The sequence below is a fragment of the Streptomyces axinellae genome, from assembly GCF_039532135.1.
In the GTDB taxonomy this organism is placed as follows: Bacteria; Actinomycetota; Actinomycetes; order Streptomycetales; family Streptomycetaceae; genus Streptomyces; species Streptomyces axinellae.
The window spans coordinates 431,637-448,230 of sequence record NZ_BAAARJ010000004.1; the positions used below are offsets into that span (position 1 = coordinate 431,637).

13 protein-coding genes and 1 pseudogene are annotated in these 16,594 nt (G+C 72.5%); 12 read left to right on the forward strand and 2 right to left on the reverse strand.

All coding sequences use genetic code 11. The annotated features are described in order from the left end of the window. The first annotated feature begins 77 nt into the window (after positions 1-77). The gene (locus tag ABD339_RS08310; RefSeq protein ID WP_344563744.1) at positions 78-1,280 is read left to right on the forward strand and encodes an ABC transporter substrate-binding protein; all 1,203 of its coding nucleotides are present in this window, start codon (positions 78-80) and stop codon (positions 1,278-1,280) included. Positions 1,281-1,423: 143 nt separating this feature from the next. Here ABD339_RS08310 and ABD339_RS08315 read toward each other — a convergent pair whose 3' ends face one another. Continuing rightward, positions 1,424-2,110 carry a DUF2848 domain-containing protein gene (locus ABD339_RS08315; RefSeq protein WP_344563746.1) on the reverse strand — a complete coding sequence of 229 codons (687 nt, stop codon included), beginning with the start codon at positions 2,108-2,110 and terminating at the stop codon, positions 1,424-1,426. Positions 2,111-2,266: 156 nt separating this feature from the next. Between ABD339_RS08315 and ABD339_RS08320 the strand changes: the two genes are divergently transcribed. Then, the gene (locus ABD339_RS08320; RefSeq protein WP_344563748.1) at positions 2,267-3,631 is read left to right on the forward strand and encodes an MFS transporter; all 1,365 of its coding nucleotides are present in this window, start codon (positions 2,267-2,269) and stop codon (positions 3,629-3,631) included. A gap of 98 nt (positions 3,632-3,729) precedes the next feature. Beyond that, on the forward strand, positions 3,730-4,521 hold the full coding sequence (locus tag ABD339_RS08325; protein WP_344563750.1) for a carbon-nitrogen hydrolase family protein: 792 nt from the start codon (positions 3,730-3,732) through the stop codon (positions 4,519-4,521). A gap of 153 nt (positions 4,522-4,674) precedes the next feature. Here the strand turns inward: ABD339_RS08325 and ABD339_RS08330 are convergent, their stop codons facing one another. Further along, positions 4,675-5,322 carry a GntR family transcriptional regulator gene (locus ABD339_RS08330; protein WP_425575926.1) on the reverse strand — a complete coding sequence of 216 codons (648 nt, stop codon included), beginning with the start codon at positions 5,320-5,322 and terminating at the stop codon, positions 4,675-4,677. Between the two features lie 884 nt (positions 5,323-6,206). On the opposite strand from ABD339_RS08330, the gene ABD339_RS08335 reads away from it, so the two are divergent. From ABD339_RS08335 to ABD339_RS08375, 9 genes and pseudogenes are all read left to right on the forward strand, one after another. Next, a complete protein-coding gene (locus tag ABD339_RS08335) occupies positions 6,207-7,028 on the forward strand; it encodes a thioesterase II family protein (protein WP_344563752.1) in 822 nt (273 codons plus the stop codon). 185 nt (positions 7,029-7,213) lie between these two features. Next, entirely contained in the window at positions 7,214-7,837 is a 624-nt protein-coding gene (locus ABD339_RS08340) for an LmbU family transcriptional regulator (RefSeq protein WP_344563754.1), read from the forward strand. A gap of 199 nt (positions 7,838-8,036) precedes the next feature. Continuing rightward, entirely contained in the window at positions 8,037-8,264 is a 228-nt protein-coding gene (locus ABD339_RS08345) for a YbaK/EbsC family protein (protein ID WP_344563756.1), read from the forward strand. A 135-nt stretch (positions 8,265-8,399) separates the two neighbouring features. After that, positions 8,400-9,203, forward strand: coding sequence for an HMG-box domain-containing protein (locus ABD339_RS08350; RefSeq protein ID WP_344563757.1), 804 nt, complete (start codon positions 8,400-8,402; stop codon positions 9,201-9,203). A gap of 4 nt (positions 9,204-9,207) precedes the next feature. Then, positions 9,208-10,971, forward strand: a complete 1,764-nt coding sequence (locus tag ABD339_RS08355) for a non-ribosomal peptide synthetase (protein ID WP_344563759.1) — start codon at positions 9,208-9,210, stop codon at positions 10,969-10,971. Positions 10,972-11,270: 299 nt separating this feature from the next. After that, positions 11,271-11,516 (forward strand): annotated as a pseudogene (locus ABD339_RS08360) (helix-turn-helix domain-containing protein); the annotation flags it as partial. Then, complete coding sequence (locus tag ABD339_RS08365) at positions 11,516-14,230, forward strand: condensation domain-containing protein (protein ID WP_344563761.1); 2,715 nt, start codon at positions 11,516-11,518, stop codon at positions 14,228-14,230. The pseudogene ABD339_RS08360 and the gene ABD339_RS08365, both read left to right, overlap by 1 nt. Positions 14,231-14,287: 57 nt before the next feature. Next, positions 14,288-14,527: an MbtH family protein gene (locus ABD339_RS08370; protein WP_344563763.1), complete on the forward strand. Its 240-nt coding sequence runs from the start codon at positions 14,288-14,290 to the stop codon at positions 14,525-14,527. Between the two features lie 12 nt (positions 14,528-14,539). After that, positions 14,540-16,594: acyltransferase domain-containing protein (locus tag ABD339_RS08375; RefSeq protein WP_344563765.1), on the forward strand; the 2,055-nt coding region annotated here is incomplete at its 3' end.

Consider the following 16,594-nt stretch of genomic DNA (forward strand, 5'->3'; position numbering starts at 1 on the left):
ATCCGGGCGGCTGCCGGTGCGGAGAGCACTGCTGAGCCCGTATGACCTCATGCGCGTAACCGAAAGGCCGGCACCGGATGCGAATAACCGACAGCGAGCACGCCGAGACGCTCACCATCGGCGTCGTGGTGGCACACAGCGGAAGGCTGGCGAAGCTGGGGAGTCCCCTGACGTTCGTGAAGGAACTGCTGGAGCCGAGACTGAGACACGTGGTCAACGGCGGCCGGCGCCATGATGTCCGGCTGGTCAGCCGCGACAGCCGCTCCGATCCCGAGGGCGCCCGGCTGGCGACCGAGGAGCTGATCCGTGACGAGCAGGCGAAGATCGTCGTAACCCTGGCCGGCACCCAGGTGCTCCCCGCGGTGGCCGACACCTGCGAAGCCCTGGAGACCCCCTGTGTGACGAGCACCTTCCCCTGGCAGGTGTACTACTTCGGCCGGGGCGCAACCCTGGAGCGGTCCTTCGACTGGACCTACCACTACTGCTGGGGCCTGGACGACATCGCGGCGACGTTCGCCGAGATGTGGGAGATGGCGGGGGCCGGACGGCGGGTCGGCTGCCTGTGGAACGGCGGTCCGCAGGGCAACTGGTCACGCCACCCCGAGATGGGCTTTCCCCGAACGGCCGCCGCCAGGGGCCACACCCTGATCGACCCTCCCGGCTACCAGGAGCCGGCGGCCGGCTTCGAAGACCACATCTCCGCCTTCCTCGCCGAGGACGTGGATGTCGTCACCAGCGCGGCCACCGGCACGGACCTGGGCCTCTTCCGCAGGCAGGCGGCCGAACGCGGCCTGCGCCCCCGCCTGATCACCTGCTCGCGCTGGCTCACCTATCCGGTCAGCGCGGCGGGAGCCCATGATCCGGCCGAGGCGAACGTGGCGTCGCTGGTCTACTGGACGCCCCGCCACCCCTACCGTTCCGCGTTCGACGGCATGTCGGCGGCCGAACTGGCCGACGCCTACGAGCAGGCCACGGGCAACCAGTGGCTCCAGCCGCTGGGCCTGGCGCACGCGCTCTTCGAGGTCGCCGCGCACGCCCTGGCCACGGCCGACGACCCCCACGACCGCAAGGCGGTCGCCGAAGCGGTCGCCCGGGCCCGCCTGGACACGATGGCGGGCCCGCTCGACTGGACCCGTGGCCCCGTACCCAACGTCGCCACCGTGCGCCTGGCCGGCGGGCAGTGGAAGAAGGGCACCCGGCACCCTTACGAACTCTCCGTCGTCGCCAACTCCGCGTTCCCGGAACTGCGGTGCGACGGTGACCTGGAACTGCTGGACTGAAGCCCTGGGGCCCTCCCACCTGCCGGGTGGGAGGGCCCCAGGCGCCCGGGCCGCCCCGGGCATCCGGCGGGACGCCCGCGGCCGTCGGCGGTCCCCGACCGCGTGGGGCAGTGCCGATGGCCTGTTCGCGAGTGGTCGGCGCGTCAGCCGATGGGGGCGGGCATGGGCTGGACGTCGTAGGCGAGGCGAATCGTGTCCCCGGTGGCGGGGTCGCTCAGCTCCACGCTCCAGCCGTCCGCGAACTGATCGACGCCGGGGGTCATGGGGATGGTCCCGGAGATCAGGACGGTGCCGGGGACGAGCGCGTCGCGGGAGCGCAGGACATCGACCCAGTAGGCGGGGGTCAGGAGTTCGGCGAGGGTGCCGTGCTGGATCTCGGTCCGCTCGCCGTCGTGCGTGACCCAGGCCCGCAGGGTCAGCTCGTCGATGCGGGACTCCACGTCGGCCAGGCGCCAGGCGCGCCGGGCGAGCACGTCGGGCCCGGCGTTCTTGCTCCAGGCCACGCCGTGCACCTCCAGGTCGCGGTCGGTGTGGTCGCAGGCGGCTGTCAGCAGCAGCTCCCCGCCGTCCGCCACGACGAGGGCCCACTCCGCCTCACCGGAGGTGTGTCCGTGCTGTGCCTGTATCCGGTCGGTCTGCTGGGCCAGGTAGGGGGAGACCGGGTAGAGGGCCGGTGTCACGGACGGGCCGGGCACGCCCAGCTCGGCCAGCTCCGCGACGTGCGCGGCGACATCCTCCTGGCTGCGCCCGGCGTACCCGGCGTTGAGGACCTGGACGACATCGACCTCGCGGGTCGATCCGTCGGGAAGTTCGAAGGTCAGCACGGCCATGAGGCGCTCCCAGAGATCGGGTGACGGTCCGCGGGTCCGCATTTGTCCGCGGATCCGGATTTCTTCACGGTTGACTTCACGCGCGGGGCTTGCGCATACGACCTGTATACAAGAAGTATGCCGGAAGGTCGATGTCCCCGAGCAAGGATGGGAACCATGCACGACACCCCGCAGGACGAGGCGAAGGCGTCCGAGAAGCAATCCGGCGTCCGCCGGGCCTTCGTCGCGAGCCTGACCGGCACGGCCCTGGAGTGGTACGACTTCGCCGTCTACTCCGCCGCCGCTGCCCTGGTCTTCGGCGACCTGTTCTTCCCCTCGGAGGACCCGCTCACCGGCACGCTCCTGGCGTTCTCCACCTACGCGGTCGGGTACGTCTCCCGTCCGCTCGGCGGGTTCGTCTTCGGCCGCCTCGGCGATGTGATCGGCCGCAAGAAGGTGCTGATCGCCACCTTGCTGCTCATCGGCGCTGCCACCTTCCTGATCGGCGTCCTGCCCGCGTACTCGACGGCCGGTGTGGCCGCCCCGATCGCCCTGGTCGTGCTGCGCTTCGCGCAGGGCGTCGGCGTCGGCGGCGAGTGGGGCGGCGCGGTACTGCTCTCCAGCGAGTTCGGGGACCCACGGCGGCGGGGCTTCTACGCGTCCGCCGCGCAGGTCGGCCCGCCCGCCGGCAACCTGCTGGCCAACGGCGTCCTGGCCGCCCTCGGCGCGCTGCTGACCGAGGCCCAGTTCGAGTCCTGGGGCTGGCGCGTGGCCTTCCTCTTCTCCGGCGTCCTGGTCGGATTCGGGCTGTGGATCCGGGCGAAGCTCGAAGAGACCCCGGTGTTCAAGGCCATGGAGGCCGAGCACACCCGGCCCGAGGCGCCCATCCGTGAGGTCTTCACCACCCAGCCCCGCGCCCTGCTCGCCGCGATCTTGTGCCGCGTGGGCCCCGACGTGCTGTACGCCATGTTCACCGTCTTCGTCCTGACGTACGCCACCAAGGAACTCGGCATGTCGCGCGGCTCCGCCCTCGCGGCCGTCCTCATCGGCTCCTCGCTCCAGGTCTTCCTCATGCCGCTGGCCGGCGCCCTCTCCGACCGCGTCAACCGCCGCCTGCTGTACGGCTGCTCCGCCGTGGCCGCCGGGGTGTGGCCCTTCGCGTTCTTCCCCATGATCGGCGGCGGCACCTGGGTCCCGCTGGCCACCGGCGTCGTCGTCGGCCTCGTGATCCACTGCTGCCTCTACGGGCCGCAGGCCGCCTTCATCGCCGAGCAGTTCTCGCCCCGGCTGCGCTACACCGGCTCCTCCCTCGCCTACACCCTGGCCGGGGTCATCGGCGGCGCCATCGCGCCGTTGCTGTTCACCACACTGCTGAGCGCCTACGGCACCTGGATACCGCTGGCCGCCTACATCGCGATCGCCTCGGCCGTCTCCCTGGCCGGGGTCGCCCTGGGACGCGGCCCCGAAGCCGCCGTCCACGAGGACGACCAGCTCGCCGCACCGGCGGCCCGGGTCGCGGCGGACACCGCCGTCACCCGCTGACCGCGCCCCCGAGCCCGCCCGCGCAACCCGCCGCCCCCTGGCCCCGCAGCCCGCTCGACCGACGCCACCCGCCGATCCCGATACGGAGGAGCCGCACCATGCGAATCGCCCTGAGCCAGCTCACCACCGGCCCCGACCCCGAGAAGAACCTCCGGCTCATCGGGGAGTGGACACGGCGCGCAGCGGACGCCGGAGCCCGCGCCGTCGTCTTCCCCGAGGCGTCGATGGCCTGCTTCGGCACCCCGCTGGCCCCGCTCGCCCAGCCCCTGGACGGGCCATGGGCCGACGGCGTGCGCGAGATCGCCCGGTCCACCGGCACGGTCGTCGTGGCCGGCATGTTCACCCCGGCCCCCGGCGGCAAGGTGGCCAACACCCTGCTGGCCACCGGGCCCGGGGTCGAAGCCTCGTACGACAAGATCCACCTCTACGACGCCTTCGGCTACCGCGAGTCCGACACCGTCGCCGCGGGCACCGGCACCACGGTGATCGAGGTGGACGGCCTACGACTGGGCCTGGCCACCTGTTACGACGTCCGCTTCCCCGAACTGTTCCGGGCCCACGCCGACGCCGGAGCCGTCGCCACACTGCTGGCGGCCTCCTGGGGCGCGGGCCCCGGCAAGCTCGACCAGTGGGAACTGCTGGTCCGCGCCCGCGCCCTGGACGCCACCGTCTGGCTCGCCGCCGTCGGCCAGGCCGACCCCGGCACCGGACCGGGCGCCGCACCGACGGGCATCGGCCACAGCCGCGTCGTAGGGCCCGACGGGAGCGTCCGGCACGCGCTGGGCGCCGAACCGGAGCTGCTGGTGGCCGAGTTGGACGCCGAGGAGGTCACCACGGTCCGGGAGAAGACCTCCGTGCTGGCCAACCGCCGCCCGGAGCTGTGGCGGTGAACAAGCCCGAACTGGAATTCCACCGCCCGGGCGCACTGTGGCACACCCCGGCCGACGACGGCGACAGGGACTGCTGACCGGGACGACAGGGGCCGCTGACCGGAGGAGACCCCGGTCAGCGGCCCCGGTCCGGAGCCAAGAGTCCGCGTCCCCCTAGCCCGCGAGCAGCACCTTCAGCGTGGATTCCAGATGGTGGTCGATGGCGGCGCACGCGGACTGCGCGTCACCGGCGGCCAGGGCGTCCAGGATGGCCCCGTGCTCTTCCAGCACGTCTTCCTGGCGCCCCTGTTGGCTGAAGACGGCCACCACGCCCGCGCGCACCTGGCGGCTGCGCAGGCCGTCGTAGTGCCGGTCCAGGAGGGCGTTTCCCACGGCGGACACCATCGCCGAGTGGAAGCGGTGGTCCACGGCGATGAACTCCCGGGCCTGTGCGGCGCCGGTCAGCTCGCGCTGCCGCTCCAGCAGGGAGCGCAGCTCCTCCATGGGTGACCGGCCGCCGGCGACCAACTGCTGGGCGGCGTACCGCTCCACGATGCCTCGCAGCTCCATCAGTTCGCGGATCTCCCGCCCCGTCAACGCCGCCACTCGGGCGCCCCGCTTGGGCACCAGCTCGACCAGATCCTCGGCCGCGAGCATCAGCAGTGCCTCCCGGATGGGGGTGCGGGAGACGCCGATGCGGTCGGCCAGCTCCTGCTCCGACAGAAAGGCCCCCTGCATCTCGGGATCCGTCAGCACCGTCTCCTTGAGATACGCGTACGCCTTCTCCCGCCCGGACGCCACGGCAACCCCCAAACCTCGCATACAGTTTGTATACAGACGCTACCTCATCACGGTGCGAGGCCGGGCGAGCACGCCGAGGGCCGGGGCCCACCGTGCTCGTCGGATGCCGGGGTGGTCCTTGCCGCCCCGGTGGGCGGACAGCCGGTGGGCGGACAGCCGGTGGGCGGACAGATGGAGACGGCGCGGGTGCGGGCCGTGCGGGCCGGAAGGCTCACGTCGCGCGGGGGCCGGGTTGCGGTCGAGGGCGAGGTGGGGCTGGTCGGCGGTGAGTTTCGAGGGTAGTGAGATAGGTCACCGACGGACATGATCGCTCGACGGGCAGTTGTCATATGCCCGCCGCAGAGGATCTTCGCAGTTCGGCCGGGGTGCGCCGGGTCCAGCCGCGGTGTAAGGGCCGAACGCCCTGGCCGCAGGCGACCGTTGACCGTGGCCTCACGAAAAGTTAGCTTGCATCACTGACCGCGATTTTGATGCCCGGCATGTTGCTGCGCCGGTGTCGCCCTGGTGACGCCGAGGCAGGGGAGCCACCGATTTCGTTGCCGTGCGGGTCGGTCAGGATGGGGGAATTGCATGTATTTCCGGGTGTGCCGGTGCCACGAGGCTGCCCTCGTGAGACGGACCTCGGCCCGTCTTCGACGCGGTCGGGCGGGAAGCTTGGAGCGCCGTACCCGTCGGTGTCCCGTACGTGTCCCCGACGGCGAATCGACAGGGCCGGCGTGGGCCGTCGTTCGCGCATCGTGCCGGCGCGCGGTCCCTCTTCCTCGTCACCGGCTACGACTCCGAGGCCACCGCACCGCGCGGCTTCCGGCCCGGCGGTTCTCCTTCTTCCCGCGTATCCCTTCCGGCACCTGCGACCAACCACGCTGCACTGCCCTGCCGTTCAGCCCGACCGGAGGGGTTTAGCCATGGCTTCTTCTCTCGATTCCCCCGATTCCCCCGATTCCCCCGATTCCCCCGATTCCCCCGACACCGGCTTGTGGCTACGTCTCTACCGCCCAGCGGCCGAGGCAGCGGCCCGGTTGATCTGCTTCCCCTATGCGGGAGGCTCCGCCAGCTACTACCACTCGGTCGCCCAGGCCCTCGGGCCCCGGACCGAGGTGCTCGCCGTCCAGTACCCGGGGCGGCAGGACCGCCGGCGGGAAAAGCCGGTCGGCTCCCTCGCGGGCCTGGCCGCCGGAGTCCGGCAGGAACTGGGCCCGTGGCTGGACAAGCCGTACGCCCTCTTCGGGCACAGCATGGGCGCGCTGCTCGCCTTCGAGGTCGCCCGGCTGTTGGAGAGCGAGGGCCAGGGCGGCCCGCGCAGGCTCTTCGTGTCCGGCAGAAGAGCACCGTCTTGCCGGCGGACGGAGAACATTCATCTCCGCAGCGATCAGGGAATCGTCGCCCACCTCAGGAGACTGGGGAGCGCGCATTCGAATCTGCTGGAGGACGAGGAGATTCGGGCGATGTTTCTCCCCGCGTTGCGCGCCGACTACCAGGCGGTGGAAACCTATACGGCCGGCGACGCGCAAGTCGGCTGTCCGCTGACGGTCTTCACCGGGGAGAGCGACCCGCAGACGACGCGAACCGAGGCCGAGGCATGGCGTCGGCATACCCGTGGAGGCGCCGAAGTGCTCTTCTACCCGGGCGGTCATTTCTTTGTGGATGAACATGCGCCTGAAGTGCTGGAGGTCATCGAACAGCGCACCGCGCGGGACCTGGGGCACCGGCACGACGTCTCCGCGTGAACCGGCACCAAGGCGTCGGGGTCATCGGGCGGTGGGACGGCGTGGTCGCACCCCTGGCGAGGCGCGTGGGGCCGTGCTGAAGAAAGCCAGAACAAAGGGAAGGTAACGGGGAAATGAGCGACGGGCGAGAGCGGAGTACGGGAGTACCGAGCGGGAAGAGCCGTGGAGGAAGAGCCGGGGAAGTCATGGAGATGGGCGACCCGCTGGACTTCCAGGGGGTCCGGACGACAGATCTCGGGATGTCGATCTCCGACGGCATCAGCTTCGGGTCCTGGAGCCGGCTCGGTGGTTACGTGTCGGTCGTGGCGAATTCATCGGCATGGTGGCTGGGCGACTGGTTGGTGTACGGGCAAGAACGGTTCTCCAATCGGTACCGCCGGTGTATAGAGGAGTCCGCGCTCGACTACCAGACGCTGCGCAACTACGCCTGGGTCGCGAGGAACGTGCCGCTGTCCCGCCGGCGGTACGGGCTCAGCTTCCAGCATCACGCCGAGGTGGCGTCGCTGCCCTCCGACGAGCAGACGTACTGGCTCGGCCGGGCGCTGGAGCAGAAGTGGTCCCGCAACACGCTGCGTGCGCAGATCCGGGCCGGGCGGAAGGCGGAGCGGCCGGTGCCGAGCCCGCTCCTGCTGCGGTTGCAGGTCCCGCCGGAGCACCAGGAGGCGTGGCGGAGGGCCGCACAGGAAGAGGGGCTCGACATTCCCGACTGGGCGGCCCGTGAACTGGACCGGGCCGCTCGAACCGCCGCCGTGGCGGGGACCGGGAGGGCCGCCCTCGCGAGGCTCGGGAGCGGGGAGTCCCAGGGCTGATGACGCGGGCCCGGCGGGTGGCCGGCCCGATGGGGCGGGCCACCCGCTTCTCCCTTTCGCGTCCCCTTTTCCTTTCCGTGCAGCCCTGCCCGGGGCGCTGGGCCCGGTGCCGCATGGAAATCCCCGGAGGGTTCTCCGGGTGCCGCTGGTTGCGAACGCGTTGGGTGAGGGGATGAACAATCCGACGTACCGTCGGTTGATGCGTTTTCTCATCGATTCACCGGCGGGACGCCGGGTGATCCCGCATCCTGCGGAAGGCGGGACGGAATACGCGAGCGTCCTTCGCGGCCACCCGCTGGGCAGCGCTGTGAAATGCGTGGTGGCACATGTACGGCACGAGCCGGAGAACCGTCATGCGGTGGCGATGCTGCCCGGTGAGGTGTACTTCAATGCGGCCGGATCGGTCGTCCAGCCTCCAGCCGCATGACTCGGTATCTCTTCTCAGGCCCCGTACAGCTGGTATTTCGAAGGTGAAAAAAATAGGGGTTCTCCCCTTTGTGGACCCGCGCTAGTGTTCGGCTCCGGCGCTGGTTCGCGAAGTTTAGGGAGTTGAGCAAGGCAGATGACCGACACAGTTGATCCCTGGGTAAAAATTGGTGAAGGCCCCGAGAAAGAAATCATTCTTGCGGTCGACTTCGATGTCACGGGAAGACTGGAGGCGAATTTCCGGGATCTGGTCGGTCTGCTGCCCGAACCCGTAGCGGTCTGGCAGACGGTGCCACCGGCGGAGAGCTACCGCCGCATGCTGGCCACCCAGGACTACCTGACGTTTTGGCGGGAGTACCCCGGCAAGGGGCGCAAGCCGGTCAGCACGGTGCTCGGCTACTGCGTGGGCAGCGTCTTCGCCTCGGAACTCGCCGACGAGATCGAGAAGGCCCAGGGCAGCAGACCGCGGCTCCTCCTGTTCGACCCGGAGATGCCCAACACCCTCAGCCTCTACCGGGACTTCGGCAAGGTCACCGAGATGATGTCCGTGCTCTCCGCGGAGGAGAAGCAGCAGCTGCTGGAGCGGGCCGAGGAGGTGCGGGCCGAGCACGGCGAGGAGTTCGACGCGGTGAGCGGCCGTCTGATCGAGCTGTACGAGGAGGCGGGCGGCGCGGCCTTCGAACGGCTGGGTCTGGACGAGGACCTGGGCGCCGAGTTGCTGGGCCTCTTCCGCGCGTACGTGTCCTACCTGGCTGCCGCCCGGAAGCTCGACCCCTCCCGGGGCTGGCGGGAGGCGACGGCCATCACCTCTGTGGGCTCCAGCACCGGTGCCCGGCAGGCGGTCGAAGAGCTGCGCTTCGAGACCAGCCACGACGAACTCCTGCGGTCCCCCCAGGCCGCGGCTGCGGCTGCGGCGGTACTGCGGCCGAAGGAGGCGTGAGGCGGTGACCGACCAGCTCGTCAGCTTGCCGGCCTCCTTCGAGCGGCAGGCCGCCCGCACCCCGGATGCGGTCGCGTTGGCCGACGGCGAAGAGCTGACCTACGCGCAGCTCGACGCCCGTGCCAACCGACTGGCCCGGCTGCTGGCCGGGAAGGGCATCGGGCCGGGTGACGTGTGCGCGGTCTTGCTGGGGCGCTCCGTCGAACTGGTCGTCTCCTTGCTGGCCGTCCTCAAGACGGGGGCCGCCTACGTGCCCGTGGACCCGGAAGATCCGCACGAGCGGGTCGCATGGGTGCTCAGCGATTCGGCGGCGCGCGCCGTGCTCACCTCGGCATCGGTCGCCGACGTGCCCATGCCCGCCGCGGAGGGGCACGAACTGCCGGTGCTCCGGTGGCACACCCCGGACTTCCAGGACGAGCTGGAGGCTCAGGACGCCGCCCCGCTGGGTGAAACGGAAAAGGTCCGGCCGGGCGGTCCGGATGACGCGGCGTACGTCATCTACACGTCCGGGTCCTCCGGCCGGCCCAAGGGAGTCGTGGTCGAGTACCGGGCACTGGGCGCGTATCTGACGTATGCGCGAAACAGCTACCCGAGCGTGGCGGGGGTCTGCCTGCTGCACTCGTCCGTCTCCTTCGACATGGCCGTGACCACGCTGTACGCGCCGCTGACAGCGGGCGGCACCGTGCGGATCACCGATCTCACCGACAGCCGTCCGGTGGCCGGGGAGGAGCCGCCCACGTTCTTGAAGGTCACTCCCTCGCACCTCGCCCTCCTGCGGGACGCCGTCCCGCACTGCTCGCCGTCGCGGCAGCTCGTCGTCGGGGGCGAGATGCTCACCGGGACGACGCTGGACAACTGGCGCCGCGCCAACCCCGGCACCGAAGTCGTCAATGAATACGGCCCCACGGAGGCGGCCGTGGGCTGCTGCGTGCGCACGGTGGCGCCCGGAGCCGAGGTGGGCCCCGGCGCGGTGCCGATCGGCCGGGCGACCCCGGGGACCCGGCTGTACGTGCTCGATGCCGGATTGGACCGGGTCGCGCCGGGTGGAACCGGCGAGCTGTACATCGCCGGGGACCAGTTGGCGCGCGGCTACCTGAACCAGCCCGCCCTCACGGCGGGCAAGTTCGTGGCCGATCCCTACGGCCCACCGGGCAGCCGCATGTACCGGACGGGCGATGTGGTGCGCGAACGTCCCGACGGCGAGCTGGAGTTCCTCGGCCGGATGGACGACCAGATCAAGATCCGCGGCTACCGTGTGGAACTGGGCGAGGTGGAGGCCGCCGTCATCGGCCATCCCGCGGTGCGCCATGCCGTGGTCACCGTGCGGGAGGAGCCGGGCCGCGGCGCCCGCCTGGTCGCCTACGCGGTGCCGGAGACAGGCGAGCACATCGAACCGCACGACGTCCTCAAGCACGTCGGCAGCAGCCTGCCGGACTACATGGTCCCCTCCGCCGTCGTGCTGATGCGGGCGCTGCCGTTGACCGCCAACGGCAAGCTCGACGCGAAGCGGCTGCCCGCGCCCGACTCCACTACCCGTACCGGCTACACCGCGCCGGGGACCGCGGCCGAGCGGACGTTGTGCGACCTGGTCGGCGAACTCACCGGTGTCGCACGGGTCGGCCTGGACGACGACTTCTTCGCGCTGGGCGGGGACAGCGTCCTGGCGGCGCGCCTCGCCTCGCGGGCCCGCAAGGAAGGCATGCACTTCTCGCTCCGCGACATCCTGCACGGACGTACCGTGCGCGCGCTGGCCGGTGATCTCCCATGACCGCGAGCGCCGCACCACAGCCCCACCCGCACGGCAGCATCGGCCGGATCGTGCGGTCACTCCCCACGCGAGGAGAGCCCCAGGTGCGGCCGGCGGCGGCCGGCGCGCTCCGGGCGCTGGCCCGCACGACGCCCCCGGCCGAACCGGCGGCCGACCCGCAGCGGCCTCCGCTCACCGAGGCGCTCCAGGGCCTCGGCGCCCTTGCTCCGGCGCCCGCGGCCACCCCGGCCCCGGAGCGTCCGGCGGCGCGCGCGACGTCCGCCGGGGGACCCCGCGCGGTGCCGCTGCCGCTCGCGGGGGTATCGCCCGCGGAGTCGCGGGTGGCCGCGCTGGCGGCTGCTGGTTACTGCAACAGGGAGATCGCCAGGCGGCTGTTCATCACCGTGAGCACCGTGGAACAACACCTGACCAAGGCATACCGGAAACTCGGCGTGGCCTCGCGGGCCGACCTGCCGGCGCCCTCCTGGCGCTGTGTGGAGCCCAGCGAACCGACCGCCTCGTACGGATGGGGCCCCGCGGCCCGCGGAAACGGAGGGCTGTCTTGATGAGCAGCAGCGCTACCCGGCGCGAGAACGACCTGTGGCTGCTGGAGACGCTGGTGGCGCAGACCCCGGTGAACAACCTCTCAGTGGTCTTCGAGGTCGCCGGCCGTCTCTCCGCCGAGACCCTGCGGCGTGCGCTGCGGGACGTGGTCTCCCGGCACCGCGCTCTGCGCACCGTCGCGCACGTGACGGAGCAGGGCCTCGCGCTGGACGTACGGGAGGAGGGCGAGGTCGCTCTCGAACTGCGGCAGGCCGACGGCGAACCGGCCGCGGGCGAGGAGCGGCTGCGGCGCTACATCGCGCAGCCGTTCGCCCTGGAGGGCGGGCCGCTGCTGAGGGCGGCGCTGTTCAGCGGCACGGAGTCCGACACCGTCTGCCTCGTCGCCCACCACCTGGTCTTCGACGCGATGTCCGGTGGGGTGGTGCTGAAGGATCTCGTGGAAGCCTACGAGGCGCACTGTGCGGGCACCCCGCTGCCGGAGGGATTCGGCACCGGCCGGACGCTGCCGGAGCGCCTGCCGTCCGCGGAGAGCCTGGAGTTCTGGAAGCGGCACCTGGACGGCTACCGGGGGGACGGGCTCGGCCTGTGGTGCGACAAGGACGGCGCCCCGGAGGTGACGCTGGCGGGCGAGGTGTACCACCACCCGCTGTCCCCCGGGGCGGACGCCGCGGTGACCCGGCTGCGCCGCGAGCTGCGCGCGCCGAAGGCCGTGGCGCTGCTGACCGCCTACTACGTGACGCTCGCCCTGCACGGCGCGGGCCCTGACCTGGTGGTGGGCGTACCCGCCAGCACACGGGACTCGGCCTCGCAGGACGCCGTGGGCTACCACGTCAACATGCTGCCGCTGCGGGCCGGTCTCGGCCCCGACCGTACGGTGCGCGAGGTGGCCGCCGAGGTGCGCGCCGCCTTCTTCGAGGCCCTGGCCCACCCGGACGTCCCGGCGGAGACCTTCCTCCCGCAGGACCGCGGCGACCGGCCCGCCTGGCGCAACACCCTCTTCCGGCACGTGTTCAACTACGTGCCCACCGACTTCCGCAACACCTTCACCGTCGCCGGCCTGCCCGCGGTGCAGCGCCTGGTGGAGAACGGCACGTGCAAGTACGACCTGGAGTTCTTCGTATCCGAGTCGGCGGACACCGCCCTGCTCAGCGTGCTGTTCAACACCCAGGTACTGGATGCGGCCGACATCACCGCGCTGGTGGCCCGCTATGACGACCTGCTCACCAGGCTGCCCGACGCGCTGGACACCCCCGTGGGAAAGCTGTCCCGCTGGAGCGGCGCCGACCGGCGGGCCGTGCCCGAAGCCGGAAGCCGGCCCGGACGCGCCGAGGGCCTGTACGAGGCCGTGCGCACCTCGGCCGGCGCTGCCCCCGGGCAGGCGGCGCTGCGCACCCGCGCGGGCGACCTCAGCTACGCGCAGCTGTGGCGCGGCGTCACCGGGCAGGCGGCTCCCGCCGTCGGCGACGAGCGGGCCGCGGAGGCCGTGGCCGCCCTGCGGGCCCTGCGGAACGCCTCCACCGAACCGCCGGGCGATCCGGCCGCCGCAGGGCTCGACGGCGCCCCTTCTCCGGCAGCGCGGCGGGTGGCCGCCACCGCCGCCGAACTGGCGCGGTCGATCGGTGCGGGGCCGGGCACGACGGTGCGCTGGGCCGCGGCTTCGGGCACCCCGGAGAGCGTCACCGAGCTGTTCTTGGCGCTCGCCTGCGGCGGGACCGCCGTCGAACCGGATGCCGCCGCGGCCCCCGACGTCCTGTTGGTCACCCCGCACGAGGCGGCGGAACTGCCGGGTTCGGGCGCGGCGCTGTCCGGCCGGAAGGTCCTCATCTCCGGCGGACCGCTGCCGCCCGCCGCCGCCGCGCAACTCCTCGACCGGGGCGCGGAGGTCTTCAGCGGCTGCCGCCCGCACGGCACGCGGCAACTGGTGGCCGTCCGCCGCGTGACCGAGGCCAAAGGCGCGCAGCGGACCGGCGGCGAGCCGCTGGCCGGGGCCGCACCGTTCGTCGCGGCCCCCGACGGGAGCCCGCTGCCGCCCGGGCTGCGCGGCCGACTGGCCCTCGGGTCCGAAGACGCCCCGCGGTTCACCGGGGACGCCGCGCGCTGGATCGGCGACGGCACGCTGGAGGTGTTCGGCGCCCACCGTGCCGACCGGGCCGAACTCGCCCTGCTGGCACACCCGGATGTCACCGCCGCCGCGGTCGCGCCGGTCCCGGCGGAGGACGCCGGCGCGGGACCCGCACTGGCCGCCTGGGTGGTGGCCGAGGGGGACCTGGGCAGCGACGACGCGCTGGCCGAATCGCTGCGCGCGCACTGCGTAGCGACGCTGCCGGCCGCCGCGGTGCCCCGGGACGTCGTGCGCGTCCTCGCCCTCCCGGTCAAGAACGGGCACCCGGACCGCGAGCTGCTGGCGGCCCAGCACGCCGGGCAGCGGCGCGCCGCCGAGGAGGGGGCCGAGGGCCCGTCGCCCGCCGAGAGCGCTCTGACCGGCTCGCTGGTGCGCGTCTGGGGGGAGTTCCTGGGAAGCGGCGACATCGACGCCGACTCCAGCTTCTTCAACGAGGGCGGGCACTCCCTGCTGGGCGCCCAGCTCGTCCAGCGGGTCAAGAAGGCCACCGGTGCCGCACTCCGACTGGCCGACCTGTTCGCCAACCCGACGCCCCGCGCCTTCGCCGCACTGCTGAGCGGCCCCCGCCACCAGGTCACCGAACCTGTCCTGTGACGGGCCTGCCGCCCGCGCCGAATCCGGTCCACCCCTGCCGACAGGAGCCGTTCCACCATGCCCGACGATCCGTTCGACGACCCTGAAGGCCGCTTCACCGTGCTGGTCAACGACAAGGCCGAACTGTCGCTCTGGCCCGCCCGGCGCCCCGTTCCGGACGGCTGGCGCACCGTCTTGGCCGAGACCGGCCGGGACGCGTGCCTGCGGTACGTGGCAGCCCACTGGTCCGTCACCACAGCGCCGCACCAGTCCGTCACCACAGCGCCGCACCAGCCGACGCGCGGCGTCCACGCCTGAAACGGGGGAACAATGTCCGACCACGCAGCGACCGAACCGCGCTTCGCCGCCTTCACGGCCGCGCCTTGGGTGTGGCCGCTGTCGGGCCGCGGTCCGGCCACGACGCGCACGCAGGCCCGGCTGCTGTGCGACCACCTGGCGAAGCGGCCGGGCTGGAGGGCCGGCGCCGTGGCCGAGGCGCTGCGCGAGGCCGGTACCGGCCGGGACCACCGCGCGGTGATCCTGGGGGCGGACGAGGCACAACTGGGCACCGCCGCCCGGGCCCTGGCCGACGGACGCCCGGTGCCCGGGCTCGTGACCGGGGAGTCGGCCGCCGGCGGAATGGTGTTCGTCTTCCCAGGGCAGGGGTCCCAGTGGCCGGGCATGGCGGCGGGGCTGCTGGAGTCCTCGCCGGTGTTCGCGGCGGCGATCCGCCGTTGCGAGGAGGCGCTCGCGCCGCACATCGACTGGCCGCTGGCCGCTGTCCTGCGGGGCGATGCCGACGCCCCGCCCCTGGTGGCGGCGGACGTGGTGCAGCCGGCCCTGTTCTCCGTCATGGTGGCCCTCGCCGAACTGTGGCGCTCTTGCGGGATCGAACCGGACGCGGTCGTGGGGCACAGCCTCGGCGAGGTCGCTGCCGCCTGCGTCGCCGGGGCGCTCACTCTTGAGGACGCCGCTTTGGTCGCGGCCCTGTGGAGCAAGGCACAGGCCACCTTGGCGGGTACGGGCGAGATGGTGTCCGTACTGCTCCCCGAGGAGGAGACCCGGGAGCGGTTGGCGCCCTGGCGGGGACGGCTGAGCGTCGCCGCGGTCAACAGCCCCACCGCGGTGATCGTCTCCGGGGATGCCGACGCCGCCGAGGAGATGCTGCGCCGCTTCACCGAGGACGGGGTGCAGGCGCGGCGCATCGAGGTGGGACTCGCCGCGCATTCGCCGCACATCGACGCCATCGTGCCCCGGCTCCGTGCCGACCTGGCACCGATCCGCCCGGTGCCTGCGTCCGTTCCCCTGTACTCCTCGCTGCTGGGCGGGCGCGTCGGGGACGAGGTGACCGACGCGGACTACTGGTGCCGCAGCCTGCGCAGCACGGTGCGGTTCCGGCAGGCCGTCGCCGCGGCGGTCGGGGACGGCCACCGGATCGCGGTCGAGATCAGCCCGCACCCGGTGCTGACGGCGGCGTTGCAGACCACCGCCGAGCAGGGCGGGCGGCAGCTCGCGGTGCAAGAGACCCTGCGTCGTGGGGCGGGCACCGCCGAACGGTTCGTGCGGTCCTTGAGCGAGCTGTACGTCCGGGGAGCGGAACCGGACTGGACGGCGCTCCACCCGGCCGGGGCACCCGCGTCCCAGGCAGCGGCGGAGCTGACGCGCACGATCGGCGAGGCCGGTGAGACCTGGGAGTCCGGCCCGGACCCGGCGTCCGGCGACGCGGTCGAGGGCGAGGGCGCCCGGCTGTGCGCCCTGCCCGCCGCCGAGCGCCGCCGCGGCTTGCTGGACCTGGTGCGGGCCGAGGCCGCCGCGGCGGCCGGCGTGCAGGATCCGACCGCGTGGGACGCGCGGCGCCCGTTCAAGGACCACGGCTTCGACTCGGTCATGGCGGTCGGCCTCCGCAACCGGCTGCGGACCGCACTGGGCCTCGCCCTGCCCACCACGCTGGTCTTCGACCACCCCACCGTCGAGGCGGTCGCCGCCCACCTGGACACCGTCCTCACCGGCGGGCCGGCCGTGTCCGCCACGGACGCCGTGTCCGTCGAGCCGCTCGATGCCGACCCGGACGAGCCGGTGGCGATCGTCGGCATGGGCTGCCGTTATCCGGGTGGTGCGGAGGGCCCGGAGGAGCTGTGGCGGCTGCTGGCGGAGGAGACCGACGCGGTGAGCGGTTTTCCCGCCGACCGCGGCTGGGACACCGAGGGCGCCTACGATCCGCACGGCCGCGGTGCCGGCCGCTACTACCAGCGTGAGGCGGGTTTCCTGGCTGCGGCGGGGGAGTTCGACGCGGGGTTCTTCGGGATCAGTCCGCGGGAGGCGCTGGCGATGGATCCGCAGCAGCGGTTGCTGCTGGAGACGTCGTGGGAGGCGTTGGAGCGGTCG